Raw genomic sequence first — 21,109 nt, forward strand, 5'->3', positions numbered from 1 at the left:
ACGAGGACAGACAATGACTGAGAAAGAAGAAAACAGCTTTGTAATGGATATACTCAAAAAGGCCTTTCCTGATCGGAAAGAAGAACAGATTGCTCCCATTGGTCTGCTGTATGTAGGGATGCGGTGGGGAAGAGACTGGCGGTATGCAGATGTGCCCGATGATGAACATGGCGCTCCTCTAAATGGCTGCAGTTCTCAGGAGGAGTATGCTCAGTATCTCGACTGGCTCGCTGAATATCTGACAACGCTTGAGGCAACGCCGAACGAAGAACAGCAGGGACTCTGCACATATATAGAAAAGATGATTCCTGAAGATGCCATACAGATGGTGGCGATGAACGCGGCTCTCTATGACGGGGAGATGGAATTTCTCGAGATGTGGCTGGAAGACGGTTACTCCTGTGAGGTGTGTTTCGAAAATATGAAGGAGAATGCAGGCGAAGAGGGTGGTGCACTGAACGAAGAGAGCTTTCGTGATATGTATGCAAAGGTACAGAGTGAGGTCGAGGAGAAAGAGGAGTATGCGGCGAACGTCAGGCATTCCGATGTCTCGTACCGTGTACCGCTCTCCGTTATCCTGAAAAAGGTTGATTCACAAGAGAAGGCTCTTGCTCTCGTCAGGCGGTATTTCGATATTTATAATGAGTATGCGCAGAAATGAGGGGGGGTTACCAATTCTGCTCTTTCTGGTTTGCTTGTAACGTATTGAAACAGCAATGTTTTACAATCAGTTACCGGTTTTACGTGGAATTACCTTATCTGTAAGGACGGTACATCAATACTATTCCTATTAAGTTGTAACCTTACTCAATGCCATTTTCACTTTCTATTGGCGAATGTAAAGGCAGGGGGATGGGAGACAGGAGAAAGGAGACGGGAGACGGGAGACAGGGAAAAGCAAAAGACGGAACAGCGAAAAACTTTAAAAAAGATTTATGGATAAACAGGATATAACTTAATAGGAATGGTATAAAAGCCTTGAAATGATCTCTCAAAAAAACATGATGAATGCTCATTTTGACCTTTCTTTTAGAACTCGTGCCATTTGGTGTGCACAGGCTCGAATTGCAGGAACAACAACACTATTTCCAATCTGTCGGTATGCTTGAGTATTGGATACTGGAAAATGAAAATTATTGGGATCATATCCCTGTAATTGCATAGCTTCTATGATCGTAAGCCTTCTGGGTCTATCACCCTTTTGTTCAATCAGTACTTCTGCACCATCCTTGTGATACCTCGCAGATATTGTCCGTGTGACTGAACCTTTTTTTATTGGGATGGTATGTAAACCATAACCAAATCCATTACCCCTGGAAGAATGATACGCCTTGTGTCTTATGAGAGTATCCCATGTACCCGGTCCTATTGTCCAACCTTCAACCTTATCTTGAATAATGTCTCTTAATTCAGGATAAGCGTAACCTTCCTCCGGTTTTTCTGGAATAATTATGTCATTCTTCGCAATATCTACTTTATCCGGGTTATAACCAACGATAAAAATCCGCTGCCTATGTTGAGGAACCCAACGAGCCCCATCAACAATTTTCCAATTGACAATATAACCTAATTCATCCTCTAAGCTCTTTCGAATGACTTCAAAAGTTTTCCCCTTATCATGGGATAACAAATTCTTTACATTTTCAAGCATAAATGCTTTGGGTTGCTTTATTTGGAGAGTCTTCTTGACCTCAAAAAACAATGTCCCCTGCGTTGGATCTTCAAAACCATGTTTGCGCCCAAGAGAATTTTTCTTTGAAACACCAGCCAGCGAAAACGGTTGACAGGGAAAACCGGCGCAGAGAATATCATGGTCTGGTATTGTACTTTTATCAATATCACAAATATTACCTGATGGCATTTCACCAAAGTTATGACAGTATGTCTGTTGAGAAAATTTATTCCATTCACTCGAAAAAACACATTTTCCACCAACATCTTGAAAGCTAATTCTAAAGCCTCCAATTCCTGCAAATAAATCGATGAAATCGAACAATGGATAATTTGTATTTTCTCTTAAATTTGTTTCCATTAAAACTTAAATTCCTATATTATTTTTGCAAGGTATTCAGCATACAGTATCATTAAGAATAACATATATACTACCTGTTTCGTAACAGATCAAACGGATACAGATGAGAGGGTTCTTTGAATAATTAATACCATTTACATTTTGTATTGACCAGAGAACGCGACTATGTAGACATCTTTTTTGGCAATGACGAATGAGTAATAATTCGTGTTTATCCGTGTCCATTCGTGATTCCTTTTGCATTTTGTAACCACGAATGGACACGAATTTTCACGAACAGGGACAACACATTAAACGAAAACGTTTGCATCCGAAGTTAAGCCGTACAGTGCACCAGGAGTATTAATCAACTTTGGGAGTCATCCGAAAGTCGGGGGTGAGCGTTTTACGCTCTCATATATCAATTACCTCAAAGCAACCACAAGGGCATTCTCTTATGGTTTTTTCAGTAATAATTCGTGTTTATTCGTGTCCATTCGTGGTTCCTTTTGTCGTTTGTAACCATGAATGGATAAACAGGAGACAAAACGGAGTATAACTTAATAGGAATGGTATTACTCCGGGGGCCCGACGAATGACTCAAATGTACCCTTCAAAAGGAAATTCGTTCAGCGCTTAACCTGTGTATGACGGCATCGTACGTTATCGTATGTTTTTTCAGAAGATTATCGAATTCTTTTCCAGACCAGATTTCGACGTCATATTTTTTCCCTTTCTCATAAACTTTACGACTAATTGTGTATGAATTGGTGCATAAAAGAAGCTTTTCAAATTTTTTACTCAGCCGTTGCTCGTATTCGCGACGGGCATTGTAAGGTTCAAGAACGAATTGTGTGGTGTTTAATGAATTGCAGGTACTCTTACATTGGATCAGACAATTCGGCCCGTTGGGGGACATGGTCACGACATCCGCGCCAAAATCTCCACTTATTGGCGTAAGGAAACTTTCACCACTAAATTCTTTGGCCGCAAGTTCACCCGTAAGTGCTTCAAAAAAATCCCAACTCATACCCTCCAGCCATTCCGCTGTAATTGGCGATCCAGAGGGCATTTTCCTGCCAAACATACCCACAGTATCAAAATCTCCAGGAGCAACTTCAGTCGGGCTGACAACTGCGTCTTTTAAATCTACCTTGTTGCTTAAAAGTTCCTGAAGATTTTTGTCAAAGGATTTCAACGCCGGATGGGTTAAAACCGGAATATAGACGTGGACATCCTTTACAGCACCAATACGATACACCCTGTCCGTAGCTTGAGCCTCTTTGGCGGGATTCCAGTGACGCTCCAGGTGGACAACATTGTTTGCGCCGACGACTGTCAAGCCGACACCCGCTGCGAGAGGAGACATAACAATGATACCGAAGCCAGGTTGAGCCTCAAACCGTTTAATAATCTGCATACGTGATTTTGCCCCTCTCTCACTTCGTGAAGACACAGCCTTTGTATCGCCATTGACAATGTCCACTGATAGGCCATAAAGCGTACCAAGGCCGACAGAAAGAAACTTCTGCAGTTTTTTATTCATGGCAAAAACAATGACTTTTTCCTGGCGATCTTTGATTTCATCAATGATTTTAAGCAACAGATGCAGTTTTTCAGATTTGCACAAAAGAGATTTCATCTTCTCCGGGGTGGAAGATACTGGAGGTGCACCACCATCAAGGAGATCTGGATGAAGTGAAACATCCCGTAAACGTCGAAGTCCGGGCAGTATTGCCTGTTGTATTTTACGTGGATCATGAGAAACCCTTGCCGCCGCTACACTGGCAATAACCGTGTCATAACGTTTTTTCTGATGTCCGTGCATTTCTACTCTGTATTTCCAGGAGTCTTCATTTTGCGCACCACCATCATGAACAATCTTTCTGGGGAGACAATCCAGACACTCTTCCTTGGTTCGACGCAGCATGAGGTTGCCGACTGCACGACGCAACTTTTCGCCAACCTTAACCCGAACACTGTTACGTTTTTCAGGAGTTGCCTGATTAATTGGAGATATATAGTTCTTTTGAAAATCTTTGTATGAGCCAAGCAGACCAGGACTGACGGTATCAAAAATAGACCAGAAATCGACAAGATTGTTCTCGACAGGCGTACCCGTTACGGCCAGCCGAAAATCCGCTTTGAGCCCTTTTGCAGCTCGGGATTTCATGGCATTGGGGTTTTTGATATCCTGTGCTTCGTCGAAGATAACCATTCCCCAGTCTATCATACATAAAGAAAACTGATAGTCCCGGAGAGTATCATAATTTGTGAGAACCAATCGTTGCTGCATGTCAAGTCTGTTATTGCCAAAAGTATTTCCGACTTTTAAAGAATAACGGATGGCACTTTCCGGTGCGTCTCCTGCGTCCGAACATCTTATTGTTTCCCTGCCTGCCTTTTCTTGACGAAATCGAGGAAGATCAGCTTCTGCCTGAAGAATAACAATATCTTTGAAAGGACTTTTTTCAAAGACGTTCATCACTTCTTTCTCCCAATTTTCCAGGAGAATCACAGGCGCTACAACGAGAATCGGTTTTTGTTTGCCCGCATCCTGCATGATCTTTTGATACACCTGCAGAGCTGCAAGAGTCATAAATGTTTTTCCAAGACCCATATCATCGGCAAGCAGCGCACCGGCAAAACGATTTTTTTCAGAAAGCTGCAATGCTTCGCAGACGTGTCCGAGCAACCAGCTGATACCTTTTTTTTGATAGGGAAACGGTCTGTATTTGCATCCTTCTCCACAGATAGAACCGGCGTACAGACGAGTTGTGCCTGCGGACAAGGTGAGAAAACCCTCTGGAACGTCTTCTTCATTCAAGTCTATCTTTACTGTGATATTGGGTGAAGATTTTTCAGGATGGAATTCGCTTCCTTTCTTTTCAGACTGTTGTTTTTTTTCTTCGCCTTCATCCAAATCCCCAACGGTTTTATCAAGATTTTTGAAAATATCGTCGAGTTCATCCTTTTTTCCCGGGAGCATTAAGGTCTTTTTCTTAAACGAAACAGACGATTCTCCATGCAAAACAGCGTGGTCAACTTTCTCTTTCAGTTCCTGCAAATCTTTTCTGTCATCGAGCAGGATGTCGACATCACTCAACAAAATGACATCCGGCTCATTCTCGGGATTCCCGAACCATGATTGATTCCGCCCGTCTGTTTCCCCGAAATATGCCTTCTGAAAGACTTCGGCACCGTGTACCCGGATAGAAAGACCAGTGTTCAGATCAACAAGACTGGCATCAAGGAATGCGGCGGGAGTCTTAAGAAACTGCATTTTTTCTTGTGCGGGAATTTGTCTGTTGGACAAAATTTCCTGGACACCGGCCAGCCTTTTTTCATTGAGCAGGATAATACGTCTGCCAATGCGCATTGCCACATTTTCCCCGCCTTCCAGTTGCCCGAGTCGATTCTCGATATCCGCTGGAGCCAGACCGAATCCAAAATCCGGGATGAGCCTCAGACTTCCATCTGATTGTTCCACAATGGAGATTGATACCTTTTCCGGCTGTTCAATTTTTTCCTTCTCGAAATGCCGGAGACCAATATGTACTCCGCCGGACTGCGCCTGTTGCAGAGCATATACTGCCGAAAGATTCGCGCCTTCAGTCTTATGATCAGAATCCAGAGCTGAATGTTTTTCTACAGCATTCAGTGCCAGCATTTGAGCTTCGTCTGGAAGATACATCTCTCCTTCTTCCAGAAGCAGAAACGGCCCTTCAAGACGGTAAGAACGGATCTTCTGCTGATTGGGACGAATAAGGGTAAGGGAAATGGAAAATGAAGACCTGTAACTCATTCCACTGACATCAAGTTCAAAACGTCCAGGCCAGGGATCGGGAAGCCCTAAAATAAATCTGTCTTCAGAGGAAAGGCGCGCAGCAAGCTGGTCGGGAAGGAAGAATCCATTTTTAGCATTTTGAGATTCTCCTTCCTCGCACAGCATTTGCAGCGTGATGTATTGAAGCTGTAACTTTGCCGGAGCTGTTCCGGTCAGACAATCCTGATGTTGCGGAGAATGAAAATACAATCCATAGGAAGAATTTTCAAATTCATATACTGCATCATTTTCTGATTTCGAAAAAAAAGAGTGGAGCATTTTTTTTAAACTCATACACCTATCATCCTTTTATAATCATCACTATCCATAATATCCTGCGGGGCAATTGAAATTCCCAGCTGTGTTAATTGATTGTAGGCTTTTTCTATCCATTGAGAATTATGGATAATACGTGCAAAATTTATACTTTCACCGAACTGATTATAGTATTCTTCTTGAAGTCCAATCCCAAGAGCGCGCTGGTATACACGATTAGTATCATATTTTCCCAGAGGGCTGTTATCTGGAAGTTTGTCCATAATGGACAAGGCAAAAGTGTGTGTCCCTTCGACAAGGTGAACATCTCCCATGCGAAAATAAAATATCGCCAATTTGCTGCTGGGACCGACCAGGTGATGAAAATGGGGTAATTGCTCCTCAGATGAAAAGCGCTTCCGTAAATATTTTTCAGGCCCTGCACTGAGAAACAGCTGCGTATCCTGCACGAGTTTTTTCTGGAATAATCCTTCGAGAAAACGTTTGCGTTTGGGGAACATTCTGCGCATCTCTTCTTCGCCCTTGCGCTCGGAAAATTCCTTCACGATGTCCAAAAAAAGCTCCATGTCCATCCTCGAGAGCCAGCGTCGCATCTGACGTATTCGTTCGACTCCAAAATGACTCCACCATTCCCTGTAATTACGATGACTTGAAGGAATACGCGGGTCTCCTGCTATGGCAAGGATGGTTTTCAGCCACTGATCTGCAGGTTCACCATGATAACCCGTCAGTTTGTCTATAAGCATCATGACTACAGGATGACCGAGCATCTTTCCCTTTTCACAGGGTGCTCTGTGAACTTTGGCATTGCGCACTTCAAAAAGAATATCGTCGATCTGGTTCGGTTTCAAAGCCCGAATTCGTTGCAGATAAAAAATTTGCTGGCTGGCCTCGAATAATCTTGAGTTCAGGAGAGGAATGCCCCGCTGGTCGGCAACATCGGGTAACGTGAGACCAGTCATTACTGCCTGCTCTGCCAGCCAGACATGCCCTCGGGGAGAAATAATATTGGTGGCATCACCATGAAGCAGGTCCAATCCAAAGAGAAGCTCTTTCTTTTCATATCTGTTCAATTGCTGCCGCAAAAAATCACAGAACGGCTCAAGCCCGTTCCCCATTATATCATATCTTTTGAAAAACAATTGACAGGCCTCACGAAGTGCGAGCCTGCCCAAACGCCTGTGCACCGTTCTCTCCAGCATATCTGAAATAACAGCCAGAATCTGTTTGTCTGGAGGAACTTTTAGAAGAAAATTTTCTCGGGTAGCCCATAGTTCAAAGAGAGGCCGAATATATCCGGGTCCGTCAATGGCAGGGCGAATATCATTCCCTGTCAGCACCGTTGTTAGAAGTTTTTCTCTGCGCCTCTGGTAGACATCGGTCTTGCCGACTTTTTTAACGTAACGGTCCAGTCTTTGTGTCAGTGCCTCAAAAAAAATTGTACAATTTTCATCTGCAATATCCGGTAAATCAAGTGTAAATTCTGGTAAATGAAAATTAATCATAACTCTTTTCCCTTCAACGGTTCACTGACCTTCCGCAGTTCCATGAGTGATGGTTGACGCGTGGTAAAACGGATGTCGATACGCCGGTTCTTACGCATAGCCTCTCTTGAGTCTTCCTTTTCAACGACCCGCCTGGTCGAGGAATATCCGCTCACGGAAAAAAGCAACTTTTTCTGCCTGTTCCGTAATCCTTTGAGTTTGACCCCGTAAGAAGTATTCTCAATCCAAAATTTCCACAAAGAAATAGCCCGCATGGCTGAAAGTTCCCAATTTCCCATCTTGTAACTTCTGGCATTGCGACTGTCCGTGTGTCCTTCGACGAAAACTGTTTCCAGGTATTTCCATCGTTCATCTTTAGTGATGGAATAATATAAGACCTGACCTATTCTTTTCGCAGTCTCCCGGTGCTCTGGTTTTATTTCATAACTTCCGGTATCGAAGTGAAAAGCCTGCTCAGGAATGCGCAGTACAGAATCATTGTCTGAAATCTCGACTCTGATGTTCTGTCTCTTTAGTTCAACGACAATCTCATTAAGAATCTCAGAACGGGCTCTGGAAGCCTGCTTCAGCTCATTGATATTCTGTGAAACCTTGTTTTCCATTTGAGTCAACCGCAAAAGCAGGGTGGCACATACCAAAATAAAAATAACAAGGAGTCCGGCCATGATATCCGAAAAGGACATCCAATACGGGTTATCTGCTTCATCAGCAGTACCTCGATATCGTGGAGGAGGAAAAAAATTCATCTATTTTTTCCTCCGCTGCCCATCATCATTTCGCATTTCGATATTGTCGACGACTTCACCCATCGCCTGCACAGCACTTGTCATGTGGTCGCAAAAATTTTTGGTTTGAGAATCCCATGAACTCATGCGATCCGCCACCTGACTTCCTACCTGGTCACTATAATTCTGCAACAGTTGAGCAACCTGTTCCTGCAGGTTGTTTATCTGTTCATGCATACTGTTTTGAATATCCCTGTAATGGCCGGCCAGGGAATCATAACTTTGCCTGGATTCACCTGCAGCTGTCGCCATGTCTTCAGTTGCATCAGAGATGCTGGCACGTAAGGCACCCAGAGACTGCAGAGTCCTTTCCAGATTTCGGGCCACAGTGGAATTTTCTGTGAACTGTTGCTCTGCAAGAGAAATACTCTTTTCGATGCTGCTGGCAGCATGTTCGACAGACTGTCCAATTTCCGTCCCAAGTGTCTTGAGATTGGATGTCGCACTGGCGAGAGCATCGCCGGTCTTGTCCAGATGGGAAACAACCGAGTCCATGGCTTTCTGGCTGTCACCCACATACGTTTGCAATGATTCCCCCTGATCCAGAATAGATTTGGTCGCTGTGACGGTATCCTGAACCAATCCTTCAAGAGTGTGGCTTCGAGTGTCCTGCTCTTCACGAATTTTCATTTGCAACCCATCCAGCGTTTGGATAAATGAGGAAATCTGACCTCCCAATTCGTTTATGGTTTCACGTACCCCGCCAGATACTTTCTCCAGAGAGCCAGCCTGTTCTTTCTGTGTATCCCCCATTTTAGTCAAAAAATCATGGAGCATTTCAGCAATTTTTTGACTGGTTTCACTTTGTGCATCGTCCTGTCTCTGCAGCAGGCGTTGTCCAGCTGTTTCAAGGACTCGTGTACGTTCAGCCTGCTCACTGCCAAGGGCTGCCTGCTGATCCTTCAGAGACTGGAAAAATCCGTCCATGGATCCGGTAAGTCCGGACATGGCTTCCTGAATTTCTTCTGCAGCGGTGCGCATGGCATCGCGTTGCCCTTCTCCTTCCCGTCCCATTTCCGTCATAAACTGTTGAAGCAGATTGGCCATGGTATCTTCGGACCCTTTGGCCTGCCGATCGGCAAGATCTTTGGAGACATCAGCCATGCGGGCAATGGACGGTACCAGAGAATCCTCAATAACCTGCTTCAGTGTGCCGCCAATGGCGGTAGAAATATCGTTTGCTGCCTGGGAGATGTCTTTTGCAATCGAGCCTGTTATTTCCTGGGAAAAAGAGTCCATGGATTCTTGCATCCGGGAACCGATCTGCTCCGCCAATTCATTCAGAGCATCACAGGATTTCTTCCCATTGGAACGTATATCGAGAAAGACATCCACAGGTTGAAACCGGGGGAAAATATTGTCTATACGACATTGCAGAAGGTAAATACGTCGTTTGATATATCCGTGAAAATATTTTTCAAACAAATTAAGAACCAAACTGCTGGATACTCCCCACACAGATGTAATAAAAGCGACAGATGCACTTTGGGCGAGAAGCTTAATTTCTCCTTGTATTTTTGTGACATCGCCATCGAGATTCAGCCCCGTCAATCCCAGCTGTAAACCGAGAAATGTGCCAAGTACTCCCAGGCCTGTCAGGATTGATGCTCCCGTAGGAAAAAGCCGAGATTCAACAATTCGACGGGCAAGTGTGCCACCGTTAAAGAAATACTCGGCATCAATATTGCTGTAGAGCTTCTCATTGTGCTCAACAAGTGTCTCATCAAACTCCTGCCAAAGGCGTGTGGATACGATTTTATTCCACCATGGAGTCTTTTCGACTGCATCGGCTTCCCGCTGAACGAGAACACGCCTTTTGTTGATGGCATTGTTCTTTGATACATCTTTCAATCCCTTGAGATAGAATCTGACCCTCACCCAATACCCACAGGAAATCACAAGTGAAGAAAAGAAAAAAAGAAAAAAAGTCAGGATAATCAATCCAATAAAAAAAGCTGTTACTCCGTCGGTCGTGGTAAAATCAAAAGATAAAATATGATCCCATCCTGGCCAGAATGACCACCAATCCAAAGCCTGTGAAGGCATGTCTTACTCCTTGTGAAAATTCAATCTAAAATAAAAAGGGAGAAAGGAGGCAGGAGGCAGGAAAAAACAGAGCAACAAAATCTGTATTCTCAACTTCTTTTGCTTTCCTTTGAGTTCCTTAGCGTTCTTCGCGGTAAAAAATTGTCTTTCCGCTTTTTGCTTTTCCCTGTCTCTTGTCTCCCGTTTTTCTCGTTTTAATTTCAACGGTTTTTTGAGAAATTATATCCCGCTTATATTCAGGTTGATGACACTGGAACGCGACATACCGGCAAAAATGAATATTTTATCCAGAATGGCAATAATTTTTCCCCTGATTATCTCTGCAAAAATGATATTCGAAAATACGTCAAACGTTGAAAAACATGAAATTCCATCACTTCCAAAATTCGTTCCGGAAGAGCGTGCAGAAGGAACTCCCGTATGGCTGATTTTCTGATGCTTTCCACGAATTTTTGAGGAGTTATGGAAGTGATGGCCTCAAGGCCCATTTTTTATAAAAACGTTCAGATCTCTACAACCCGTAAGGAGGATTCGTTCATGTCAAAAAAACAGGTGCTTCTCGAAGAGTATACCATGGGTAATCTTGAACTGCGCAACAGGATCGTCATGGCTCCGATGACCCGCAGCCGGGCCGACAATCCCGACTGTGCGCCGACAGATCTTATCGCAAAGTATTATGCACAGCGAGCTTCGGCCGGTCTGATTATCACCGAAGGCTCGCAGATCTCCCCCATGGCCGTCGGGTATATCAATACCCCCGGCATCTATTCCAAAGCACAGGTCGAAGGCTGGACAAAGGTAACCCGTGCGGTGCATGAGCGGGGCGGAAAAATATTCCTTCAGCTCTGGCATGTGGGCAGGATGTCTCACCCGGACTTTCATAACGGGGAACTGCCCCTTTCGGCGTCCGCCCTGAATCCAAATTCCCAATCCTTCACCCCGGAGGGGTTCAAGGATACGGTTGCGCCCAAAGCCATGACTCTCGATGAAATAAAAGAGACCATCACCGATTACGGCCGTGCAGCCAAAAACGCCATGGCCGCAGGGATGGACGGCGTTGAAATCCACGCCTCCAACGGCTACCTGCTCCACCAGTTTTTCAGCCCCACCTCCAATATCAGAACAGATGCCTACGGCGGCTCCATTGAAAACAGGGCCAGAATACTCTTTGAAGTCATCAGGGAGGTTACCCGACATGTTCCGGAAAATCAGACTGGAGTTCGTCTCAATCCTTCTCTGCATGGGGTTTTTGGCATGACCCTGAACGAAGAGACTATCCCCACCTTTGATTATATCGTACGACGTCTGAACCATTATGATCTGGCCTATCTGCATCTCTCCGAGCCGTTCACTGATGTAGCCAATATTCCCGGTGCAGAACCTCATATCGCAGAACGATACCGGCCGCTATACCAGGGAACCCTGATGATTAACAGTAATTTTGACCAGGACAAAGGGAACCGGGTTATTGAGGCAGGACTGGCCGATCTGATAGCGTATGGAAAACTCTTCATTGCCAACCCTGATCTGGTGGAACGCTTTACCTTAAATGTTCCCCTGGCGGAATGGGATGAAGCCACCTTTTATACCCCGGGTCCCAAAGGCTATACGGATTATCCTGTCTGTAATGAGAAAGGATCGCTATAAACGTAAACTGAAAAGCTTTGTAGAAATATGCCTGGTCTGGGAGACATCTCTGTTCCCAGGCCAATATTTCCCGAGAAATACTCCGGAACACGGCTGCGGGACTGTCGGTGTAAACGCGCTGATCACTTGAATCCAGGATTATCAAAAAAATTCTACCACAGCCCTTTGTTTGAGGGCCCGATCAGCAGGACAAAAGTATCATTTCTTTCAGGATACTCTTCAGGGTGCCCTTCAGTTACAATGCAGCTGATCTGTAACCGGAAAATTGACATGTGGGTCCCTTGAATAATCTTGTATTTCGTTCATATTCAAGGCACAGGAGAAAATTTACCGGAGCTATATGTTTGATATTGCGAGGATAAATTTTTAACTGTAACGAAGAAGATGGGCGAAAGACTGATTATTCAAGGTTCCCATGTCATGATCGTGTGAGAGAATTTCAGCATCAACTGGGGAACAGAGAGTTCAACCAATCGATAAGGAGAGTACTATGAAAGAAAAATTCAACGTGGCAGGAATCGGTGAGCTGCTCTGGGATGTTTTCCCGACGCACAAAAGCCTCGGCGGTGCTCCGGCCAACTTCGCCTGTCATTGCAACCGGCTGGGGGCAACGGCCTCCCTGGTCAGCTGCATTGGTGCTGACCCGCTCGGTGAGCTGATCTGCAACAGGCTCAGGGAGACGGGCGTTGATACGCTTCGGGTGATGGAGTCGGATATGTATCCGACCGGAACGGTGAAGGTTGTGCTGAATGCTGGAAAGCCGACCTATGAAATTCGCGAGGATGTGGCCTGGGATCATATAACGTGCGGGGATGAATTGAAAACGTTCGCGGCAACGCTGGATGCGGTCTGCTTCGGATCGCTGTCACAGCGAGCGGGTGAATCGCGTGCTGCCATTCGTTCTTTTCTGCAGCATGTCCCAGACGGCGCATTGAAATTTTTTGATGTCAATCTTCGTCAGAATTTCTTTTCGAAGGAGCTGATTGAAGACTCACTCTGCCGCGCAAACATTCTCAAGCTCAGTGACGAGGAGCTGCCGGTGCTGGCCGGATACTTTGGGCTGCAGGGCGACACCCTGGAGCAGTTGCATCAGTTGCACGAAATTTTTAGCCTGAGACTGATCGCGTATACGCGCGGGTCTGATGGCAGCGTACTGGTCAGTGCCGACGAGGTGGATGATTCGCCCGGACTGCCGGTAAAGGTCGTTGATACGGTGGGAGCCGGTGATTCATTCACTGCGGCGCTGTGCATGGGCCTGTTGAGGGGCTGGCCGTTGAAGAAAGTGAATGCGTTTGCGAATGAAGTCGCGACATTTGTCTGTTCGCAAAAGGGGGCGACCCCTGTTCTGCCTGGGCGTCTGGTCGCGTATGGGGTGGAAATGGCAGGGGAAGATCCGTCATGAAATCAAGATTCGAGGGATTGGAAAATATGAGTGAGAAACAGTTACCGATTGCAGAGGGCAAGTTGTACGGCTGGATTCACCAACGGTGTTGTATTTCCACCGTTATCACTCCGTGGTAACAACAGGTTGTCATATCATTGTCATATCATTGTGGCCGGGAGTTCATTCTTTTAAAGTTGTAAAGACCACGTTCTGGCGTTGCTCTGCTTATTCGCAGGACTCTGCTTATAAATAGCGGGATTGTTTTCTATTTGCATGGTAGTTATTCAAGATGCCCATAAGCAATGACACTGTATCTGCAATTCCATTCTTAATCAGGAGTTCCATTGCCAGGTCAAAAGAGTTATTCTTTGTGTGGCAGGTTATTTTTTTTTATTTCGGCTTGAATTTAATAACATGTTCCTGAAATAACAGTTACATCCTTCCATGGAAAACAGCAGCTGGACACGAGTACAAACAGCTGACACTGGACAGGTGTATTCGGAAAAAACAGTGGGCCGAGAGCAACGAAAAAAATTTGAGAAAAATACAATGAAGAAACTGCATCGATACTTTTACACATTCATGAGTACTCTCACCGTGAAATGGGAAATATATCTCAATGCTCCCGGGGCAGTACTTCTTGTCTTACTCTTCTCCTGCTTCTTTCTGACGGGAACGTGCTGGTCTGATTCCAATCCGTCCACACCGTCTCCAAATGTTACAGCCAAGGCCTTACAGCTTGCAGGAACACGGTTACAACTCAAGGGCGATTTGCGAGGGGCGGTACTCAAATATCGGCAAAGTCTGGGCCTCCAACCAAACAAAAAATTGGAGAATATTGTTCTGTTTCTGGAACAGCGACTGGATAAATCTGTTAAAAAGGTACTTTTTGAAGGAAATTTAGGAGATCAATGGAATGAACTGGCTGCTTTCGGCGGTGATTTCAAAAAATTTGTACGTATTGAAGATAACGTGTTAGTTGTTGATGTTCCTGAAGGGAATAGTTGGGGAAAGACAGGCATTCGATCAGTCAAACCATTACTGAAAATACCTGAGAAACAAGGAAAGTTCGCAGAGAAGTTAATTTTTTCATTTGGCCCAAAACGCTCTACTGATTTCGTTCTGGCTATTATTCCTGCTAATTGGGATGGAAACCTGGAGTGGAGATCTCATCATATTCGTGTGGGACTGAAAAACAGCTCATCTCTAACTTTGTGGATTAAGGGACGTGAGGTTATGAGAACAAATCTTACATCAGGGTCTCTTGAGCAAATTGGTATCATCGTGCGACCCGATCGCCTGGTCCTGGTAACAGATGGTACTGACACTATTTTACTTCAGGGGTATTTGCCCGATAATTTACCACTATACAAAGATGGCTATCGTATTTCTGTGCTGACACATGCGCCTGAAAATGGAATGAAAGCTAAACTGGTACTTAAAAAAATAGATTTAGAGCACGTGCCTTATGAGGAGTTAGCAAAAGCAGAAAATGATCCAACAATCTGGTTGGATAAAACACAAAAGACTGTTTTATTTGATGGGCGCATTCTTGATAAACGCTGGAGCAAATATCAGATTGGTAAAGGGAGTAACTTTTCGCAGCATGTGCGTTTTGTCGGGGGGCATCTTTTCGCTGATGTCCCCAAAGGCATTGGCTGGGGTAAGGTTGGTATTATGTCATCCATACCACTCGTCTGGCTGGATAAATTTGGAAAGGGCGCAGAGACACGAGTACGTTTTAATTTTGATCCTGACCAGACAACAGGTTTTGTTGTCGCCCTGGCTTCTATGAATGCTTCAGCTGGTAATGAACCGAGTGAACCTCGCGCTTTATTGTACTGGCGTAAAAATGAGAATACGAACACCACAAAAGCAAGCTTCTTTCTCACTCCTAATAAACCATGGAAGCCTCTATGGGAACAAGAGTTTTCAAATAAGATGCCCGAAGAAGTAAGTTTTATTTTAACGCCAGGCGGTATTCAGATTGAAGCGCCTGGAATATCAAAAGATATTATACCATGGGAGCTGGCAGCAGCATCGCAAAGTTTCCGAATTTATGTTTATTCACAGCCAGAGAAATATAAAGAGCCAGTTAAAATGGCACTCAAGCAGATATTGCTGGAGCGTAAGGCTGGTGAGCCCGTCGAACCCCCAACGTCACAAAAAGGTGTGGAGTCTCTTCCTGTTAAAGTTTTATTTGATGGTAAAATAAATGAATGGTGGGAAGCAGCAGGTGTCGCGGGTGCAGAATTCAGCAAATTTGGTCACTTTGAAAATGATCAAATGAGAGTGGATGTTCCCTCTAAAATATCAAATAAGGCGAGAGCAGGACTTCTCTCAAAGAAACCAATTATAAATTTTAATGAACGTATTTTAAGTACATCTCATAAATTAAAATTAAACATTGACCCCCAAAAAAGCACGGGGTTTGAAATATTATTCCACCCAGGAAAACATGTTGATATGTGGGGAAATAATTTCAAAGCTGCTATGAGTTTAGTTCGTTGCTCTGAAGGTCCATGCGCAGGAAAATATACACTCCTTCTACAAAATAATAGAAATCCTAACCATATCTGGTCTCGAACAATAAATGCTGACTGGGTAGAAAAAAAATGGGATGGAAGATTAACCATTGAAACAGGTAATAGATGGATGGCAGTACATCTTTCAGGAGGCCCATCTGTACGTAGTAGTGGATTTAATATAGGCAAGAATAGCAAACTTTATATGACTGTCTATTCTCGTAATTATAAAAACTATGGGCCAGCAAAATTTGCATTGGAAAAAATTACCAGTGAATGGGTTATGCCAGATGGTATGACTCACATGGATCGATTTGTTTATGTTGATGATGAGGACTTTGATGCAGATGCGTTTTTGGATAATTTGGCCGATGAACTCTCACTAAAAAACCAAAGCACTTTATCAGGCCAGACCAGAAATATTTTGGAGCATAAAAGTACAAAAGATTCAACACGAAGTAGAAGGCAAATGGAAATTGAGGTTGGGAGAGAAATTCGTTTCAGGTCAACTTCTTCAGAGTTGTATATGACAGCCAGGTATGGGGCTGGTAAAATTGAAGTCTCGTGTTCCACAATTGAAGGAAAGGCTGTTAGAACTTTTTCTGGATCTTTGATATCTGATAAAAACAATAAATATAAATTAATTGGTCAGGCTAAATTTAAGCCATCTCCAGGGGGAGATGTCTATTATAAATTTAGTTCAAATGGGCAACTGGTTGAAACACTTTGGCAACCAAAAGGAAAACACCCAGTATTTTTACGCTGGACTCGTGTTTCTAAAACCGATTAGAGACTAATAGATATCTGAAAATGGAGAGAAAGGTTTACCCGATAGACAAATGTTGAAAGAACACTATTGAAAATTGCTCCTGAACTATTTGTGCTTATTGAGGGAATGAGGGGAAAAATGAATACACGATACTTACTCTTAAATTGTTTTGGCGTTTTTGTTATTGTCATACTTTTACTGTTAACCAGTTCCTCTACAAAAGCGGCTAGATTTGGAGAAAGTCCCGAAGATGATATATTTAACGTCTGGGGTAGAGATTCTATGCACCAGGCCGCCAGGGAAGTTGAAGAAAAGAATAAAATTTTTAGAAAATCCGCACAGGAATCCGCTGAAAAAATTATAAATGGTATGAAAAAAGAAATTAAAAAAGTAAGTAAGTCCAGTGATATATGCTTAAAATTAAAGACCTCCGTTCCTGGTTCTCTTCCACTTGTTGATGAAATTAAATATATAAGTGAGAGGACAATAGAGTCTTTATTTATTGATGATTATGAGGTCAACAGGTCGATGTCATACCTTCTGTTTCATTCTGAACAGCCATCTGTTACTGGACTTCAGAATCCATATGTAAAATACACAAAAGGCCCAAGTCAAGTTTCAGGTTTGCCGATAAGTCGGGAGCTGCGATTAGCTCGTATGGTAGCTCAGTCTAAAGGTGATTTGATGCCTGAGGATATTGTTCGGATGGCATTGAAGGCTACCAATGGTGATTATCCAGCGGCAATGCTTACTGCCCATAACTTCCTCAAAGAGACTGCGTACAGCATGCGCGGTGCCTTTCGTCCTTCACCTGCTTACATGGTGATACCTGCCCCATCTTCAAAAAAGGAGGAAGCTCAATTAATCAACAAACTCCAGAGGAAGCTGGGTAGAAGATTTTACGTTTCGGCAAATGACTCAATAGATGGTGATATTCAAATTACAGTTGTTGATAAACACAAAGGATCTTTGGGAAGAAAATTGCGCAATTTTCGATTATCTGATGATAAAAACAAATCAGATAAAATGGGCCCCTGGTATCACATGTTTGGGGTACTTTACGTATCATCTATATCCAAAGGAGGCAGGTTTACTGGCGAAAGCTGGGCAAAAGTTGAAGGGTTGGCACGCAATCTTCCTTTTTTTTCGTCTCCTCCTGATTATTTTAAAACACTCCTGACAGATATTACTGGAGAGCAATCTGGTGCCTTACTCGATGCTGTCAGTCAAGCATCTAAACTGGAAAAATGTCAAAAACTGCCTAAAATGATGAAAAAAATTAACCGTCTTAACCACCCTAAATTTCTGGATACATTGAAAACTTTGAATATCAAGACACCCAATGCCTATTTAAATTGCCTCTGCCGTAATGCAGGGTATGGATCTTCTGGGACACGACAATTCTATCATCCAGATACACTTGGAAAATTTGATGAGAGATATTCCTGCCAACATCCAGGCGAACCATGTGTTGTTGCTGGTTATGGCTGTCTTCGTCACCCATTACCAACGAAAACAAGTGTAATCAATTCTTGTTTGCAATCAAATCCTATCGGTATGAAAAAAGACAAAGAGGGAAAAGATGATCCTAAATCTGGAACACGTCTTGATGATTTAATTATCAAGAAATTGCAAAAAAGATAGTCTGCATGGAAAGGAACTGTAACGAAGAATATGAGCGAAAGACTGGCACAAAGGACGTCATCGTGTTTTGTTGCCCTGCTTTTTCCTGCCACCTTTTTATCTTTGTCGTTTTCCATCATTTTTTGAGAAATTACGTCGCTGGGAGGTAGAGGAGGTATACGAATAAACCTGAAGGGCAATCCGGCAGCCTTTGGAAAAACCGTTTTAAATCCAGCATCATCCCTGTCTTTAGTGTAGAATAAAAATAAACGGAATGGTCATACAGCCTGTGAAGTAAACGGTGCAGTAAGGTCGTTAGCAACAAGATCCGCCGGAGTAACTCACGCAGAAACCGCGTGGGTACCGCAGGAATCCCCGTCCTTCATCCTTCAGGCCGGGGAGAATGTCAATTGGCTTTCAGGTGGCGTTCGCGTCGAAGGCGCGAAACGTCTGAAAGTTTTTATCATACTACACATCATAAGGAGATAAATCATGGCAGCATTACCTGAAGCAGTAAGTAAGGAATGGGAAAATCGAGAAGGACCCTGCATTTTTGCAACTATAGATTCAAATGGCCATCCTAATGCGATATACGTAACCTGCATATCCAAATTCAACGAAGATACTATATTAATTGCGAATAACTTCTTCTCTAAAACATTGGAGAATATACTCTCAGGAAGTAAAGGGTCGATTCTCTTTATAACTAAAGAAAAAAAATCATATCAGATTAAAGGAAGCCTCGAATATCACGATAAAGGTCCTGTTTTTGATGATATGAAAAAGTGGAACCCTGCAAAGCTTCCAGGGCATGGAGCAGTAGCAATAAAAGTGGAAGAGGTTTATAAGGGAGCTGAGAAACTTTTATAGATATTGGGAGTTCGTATCTCAAATAAGAAATTTAATGGGGCTTGCAATTGCGGTTTATTGCAGGCTCCATTAAATTTAGAGGAAATTAATTACACAAAAAAATTTAAGATACAGAATGCTGCAGTTTCTTTTAGAAGAACTCAAGGTTTCGCCAGGGTTGTGCTTGATTTCTTGACAGATTCCTGAAAAGGAGTTGAGGTAAAGTGTATGACATATCACGTGGTTCATCGCTCTCATCGCATAGGCTGGCTTCGCGCGTCTGTACTGGGTGCGAATGACGGTATTGTTTCAACCGGCAGTCTTATAATTGGGATAGCTGCTGCAAATGCCACACAGAGCGATATCCTTTTTACCGGGCTGGCTGGCCTGGTTGCCGGAGCAATGTCGATGGCAGCCGGAGAATATGTCTCAGTCAGCTCACAGGCTGACACAGAAAATGCGGATCTTGCGCTTGAGCAAAAATCTCTGGAAGACAATATCGATTATGAGAAAAATGAGCTGGCTGAAATATATGAGAAACGCGGACTCACTCCAGAACTTGCGAGTCAGGTAGCAGAGCAGCTTATGCTGCACGATGCATTAGGGGCACACGCCAGAGATGAGATTGGAATAACAGCGGATGGCAAGGCGCGTCCAATCCAGGCTGCATTTTCATCAGCGGTGACTTTTACTGTTGGAGCACTCTTGCCTTTACTTGTCGCATGGTTAGTACCAGGGACACGACTCATACCTTTTGTGGCATTGTTCTCGCTGGTCTTTCTCGCAGTATTGGGAAGCCTTGCTGCATGCGCCGGAGGGGCACCGGTACTGAGAGCTGCTGTGAGAGTGACGTTCTGGGGAGCTCTGGCGATGGCACTTACCGCTGGCGTTGGCTGTTTGTTCGGCGTTGCAGCTTGAACCAGGCTGATCTTCTGATAATTAAGCGAAAGAGCTTCCTGTTGTTTCGTCCACAGATATGTCTAATACTATTTACATTTTGTATTGACCAGAGATCGCGACTGCGTGGACATCTTTTTTTGTGATTACGAATGAATAAACAGGCGAAAAAAGACAAAGACAAAAAGGGAGAAAGGAGGCAGGAGGCAGGAGAAAGGGAAAAGCAAATAGCGGAAAAGCAATTTTTACCGCGAAGGACACGAAGAACGCGAAGAGTAAAGATAGAACAACAACAGCAAAGCCCTTTTTAATTTGGCTCATGTTGCGTTTCGGGGTCGTGATTTGGTAAAATAACGCTTTCCTTTTACCAACTACTGAAAAGAGGCCAGCACTATGAAGGTAAACATACAGACCCTGATGGATGATGTCCAATGTTACGCTACTGTGCGTGAGTTACGCTGGCCTGAAGGCCGCGAGTGTCCGTTTTGTACTTCGAAGAAAGTTATCAAAAGAGGTTGTGACGACAAGGAACCTGCCAGACAACGCTATGAGTGTAAAGAATGTGGTAAACGCTTTGACGATCTGACCGGCACTATCTTTGCCGGGCATCATCAACCTCTTAAGGTCTGGATATTGTGCCTCTATTTTATGGGCTTAAACCTCTCTAACAAACAGATCTCCGCCGAACTGGAGCTGAATCGTACCGATGTTCAAAAGATGACCACTCAGCTTCGTGAGGGCGTGATAAAAAAAAGCCTCAAGTGACCCTTGAAGGTGAAGTAGAGTTCGATGAGGTCTATATTGTGGCAGGGCACAAAGGGAACCCTGAAGCCGTGAGCAAGAAGGGGCGTAAAGGTCGCCGTAATCGCCTAAAGGGTGCTCGTGGCCGCAGTACATTGGAAAAAGAAAAACCACCCATTTTCGGTATGATCCAACGCACTGGGCAAGGCGTGATTCAGATGCTTG

General features: G+C 43.9%; 14 protein-coding genes and 1 pseudogene. 10 read left to right on the forward strand and 5 right to left on the reverse strand.

What is annotated here, in order from left to right:
- The first annotated feature begins 13 nt into the window (after positions 1-13).
- Positions 14-661 (forward strand): hypothetical protein, encoded by a 648-nt coding sequence (locus tag JWG39_RS09785; protein WP_205219211.1) that lies wholly within the window; start codon positions 14-16, stop codon positions 659-661.
- 351 nt (positions 662-1,012) lie between these two features.
- On the opposite strand, the gene dcm is transcribed toward JWG39_RS09785, so the two are convergent.
- From dcm to zorA, 5 genes are all read right to left on the reverse strand, one after another.
- Positions 1,013-2,032 carry a DNA (cytosine-5-)-methyltransferase gene (gene dcm, locus JWG39_RS09790; RefSeq protein WP_205219212.1) on the reverse strand — a complete coding sequence of 340 codons (1,020 nt, stop codon included), beginning with the start codon at positions 2,030-2,032 and terminating at the stop codon, positions 1,013-1,015.
- A gap of 592 nt (positions 2,033-2,624) precedes the next feature.
- Positions 2,625-6,131 carry an SNF2-related protein gene (locus tag JWG39_RS09795; protein WP_205219213.1) on the reverse strand — a complete coding sequence of 1,169 codons (3,507 nt, stop codon included), beginning with the start codon at positions 6,129-6,131 and terminating at the stop codon, positions 2,625-2,627.
- A complete protein-coding gene (locus tag JWG39_RS09800; protein ID WP_205219214.1) occupies positions 6,128-7,618 on the reverse strand; it encodes an EH signature domain-containing protein in 1,491 nt (496 codons plus the stop codon). Before JWG39_RS09800 ends, JWG39_RS09795 begins: the two co-directional genes overlap by 4 nt.
- Positions 7,615-8,364: an OmpA/MotB family protein gene (locus JWG39_RS09805; protein ID WP_205219215.1), complete on the reverse strand. Its 750-nt coding sequence runs from the start codon at positions 8,362-8,364 to the stop codon at positions 7,615-7,617. Before JWG39_RS09805 ends, JWG39_RS09800 begins: the two co-directional genes overlap by 4 nt.
- Positions 8,365-10,449 carry an anti-phage ZorAB system protein ZorA gene (zorA, locus tag JWG39_RS09810; RefSeq protein ID WP_205219216.1) on the reverse strand — a complete coding sequence of 695 codons (2,085 nt, stop codon included), beginning with the start codon at positions 10,447-10,449 and terminating at the stop codon, positions 8,365-8,367. It abuts the gene before it with no gap.
- Positions 10,450-10,693: 244 nt separating this feature from the next.
- Here zorA and JWG39_RS09815 point away from each other — a divergent pair, with 244 nt between their 5' ends.
- From JWG39_RS09815 to JWG39_RS17385, 9 genes and pseudogenes are all read left to right on the forward strand, one after another.
- On the forward strand, positions 10,694-10,885 hold the full coding sequence (locus JWG39_RS09815; protein ID WP_205219217.1) for a hypothetical protein: 192 nt from the start codon (positions 10,694-10,696) through the stop codon (positions 10,883-10,885).
- Positions 10,886-10,986: 101 nt separating this feature from the next.
- Positions 10,987-12,096, forward strand: a complete 1,110-nt coding sequence (locus tag JWG39_RS09820) for an alkene reductase (protein WP_205219218.1) — start codon at positions 10,987-10,989, stop codon at positions 12,094-12,096.
- Positions 12,097-12,586: 490 nt separating this feature from the next.
- Positions 12,587-13,498: a carbohydrate kinase family protein gene (locus JWG39_RS09825; protein ID WP_205219219.1), complete on the forward strand. Its 912-nt coding sequence runs from the start codon at positions 12,587-12,589 to the stop codon at positions 13,496-13,498.
- The gene (locus JWG39_RS16790; protein ID WP_275888995.1) at positions 13,495-13,617 is read left to right on the forward strand and encodes a hypothetical protein; all 123 of its coding nucleotides are present in this window, start codon (positions 13,495-13,497) and stop codon (positions 13,615-13,617) included. The genes JWG39_RS09825 and JWG39_RS16790 overlap by 4 nt, the downstream gene beginning before the upstream one ends.
- Positions 13,618-14,029: 412 nt before the next feature.
- Complete coding sequence (locus tag JWG39_RS09830; protein ID WP_205219220.1) at positions 14,030-16,795, forward strand: hypothetical protein; 2,766 nt, start codon at positions 14,030-14,032, stop codon at positions 16,793-16,795.
- A 66-nt stretch (positions 16,796-16,861) separates the two neighbouring features.
- Complete coding sequence (locus tag JWG39_RS09835) at positions 16,862-18,418, forward strand: hypothetical protein (RefSeq protein ID WP_205219221.1); 1,557 nt, start codon at positions 16,862-16,864, stop codon at positions 18,416-18,418.
- Positions 18,419-18,889: 471 nt separating this feature from the next.
- The gene (locus tag JWG39_RS09840) at positions 18,890-19,267 is read left to right on the forward strand and encodes a pyridoxamine 5'-phosphate oxidase family protein (protein WP_205219222.1); all 378 of its coding nucleotides are present in this window, start codon (positions 18,890-18,892) and stop codon (positions 19,265-19,267) included.
- Between the two features lie 207 nt (positions 19,268-19,474).
- Entirely contained in the window at positions 19,475-20,164 is a 690-nt protein-coding gene (locus tag JWG39_RS09845) for a VIT1/CCC1 transporter family protein (protein WP_205219223.1), read from the forward strand.
- 372 nt (positions 20,165-20,536) lie between these two features.
- Positions 20,537-21,109: pseudogene (locus JWG39_RS17385) on the forward strand (transposase); the annotation flags it as partial.

The organism is Desulforhopalus vacuolatus (genome assembly GCF_016918505.1).
Classification (GTDB): domain Bacteria; phylum Desulfobacterota; class Desulfobulbia; order Desulfobulbales; family Desulfocapsaceae; genus Desulforhopalus; species Desulforhopalus vacuolatus.

Excerpts from the sequence above, each read along its gene's own strand:
- JWG39_RS09785 (WP_205219211.1), top strand. The coding sequence starts at position 14 with ATGACTGAGAAAGAAGAAAACAGCTTTGTAATGGATATACTCAAAAAG.
- dcm (WP_205219212.1), bottom strand. The coding sequence starts at position 2,032 with ATGGAAACAAATTTAAGAGAAAATACAAATTATCCATTGTTCGATTTC.
- JWG39_RS09795 (WP_205219213.1), bottom strand. The coding sequence starts at position 6,131 with ATGAGTTTAAAAAAAATGCTCCACTCTTTTTTTTCGAAATCAGAAAAT.
- JWG39_RS09800 (WP_205219214.1), bottom strand. The coding sequence starts at position 7,618 with ATGATTAATTTTCATTTACCAGAATTTACACTTGATTTACCGGATATT.
- JWG39_RS09805 (WP_205219215.1), bottom strand. The coding sequence starts at position 8,364 with ATGAATTTTTTTCCTCCTCCACGATATCGAGGTACTGCTGATGAAGCA.
- zorA (WP_205219216.1), bottom strand. The coding sequence starts at position 10,449 with ATGCCTTCACAGGCTTTGGATTGGTGGTCATTCTGGCCAGGATGGGAT.
- JWG39_RS09815 (WP_205219217.1), top strand. The coding sequence starts at position 10,694 with ATGACACTGGAACGCGACATACCGGCAAAAATGAATATTTTATCCAGA.
- JWG39_RS09820 (WP_205219218.1), top strand. The coding sequence starts at position 10,987 with ATGTCAAAAAAACAGGTGCTTCTCGAAGAGTATACCATGGGTAATCTT.
- JWG39_RS09825 (WP_205219219.1), top strand. The coding sequence starts at position 12,587 with ATGAAAGAAAAATTCAACGTGGCAGGAATCGGTGAGCTGCTCTGGGAT.
- JWG39_RS16790 (WP_275888995.1), top strand. The coding sequence starts at position 13,495 with ATGAAATCAAGATTCGAGGGATTGGAAAATATGAGTGAGAAACAGTTA.
- JWG39_RS09830 (WP_205219220.1), top strand. The coding sequence starts at position 14,030 with ATGAAGAAACTGCATCGATACTTTTACACATTCATGAGTACTCTCACC.
- JWG39_RS09840 (WP_205219222.1), top strand. The coding sequence starts at position 18,890 with ATGGCAGCATTACCTGAAGCAGTAAGTAAGGAATGGGAAAATCGAGAA.
- JWG39_RS09845 (WP_205219223.1), top strand. The coding sequence starts at position 19,475 with ATGACATATCACGTGGTTCATCGCTCTCATCGCATAGGCTGGCTTCGC.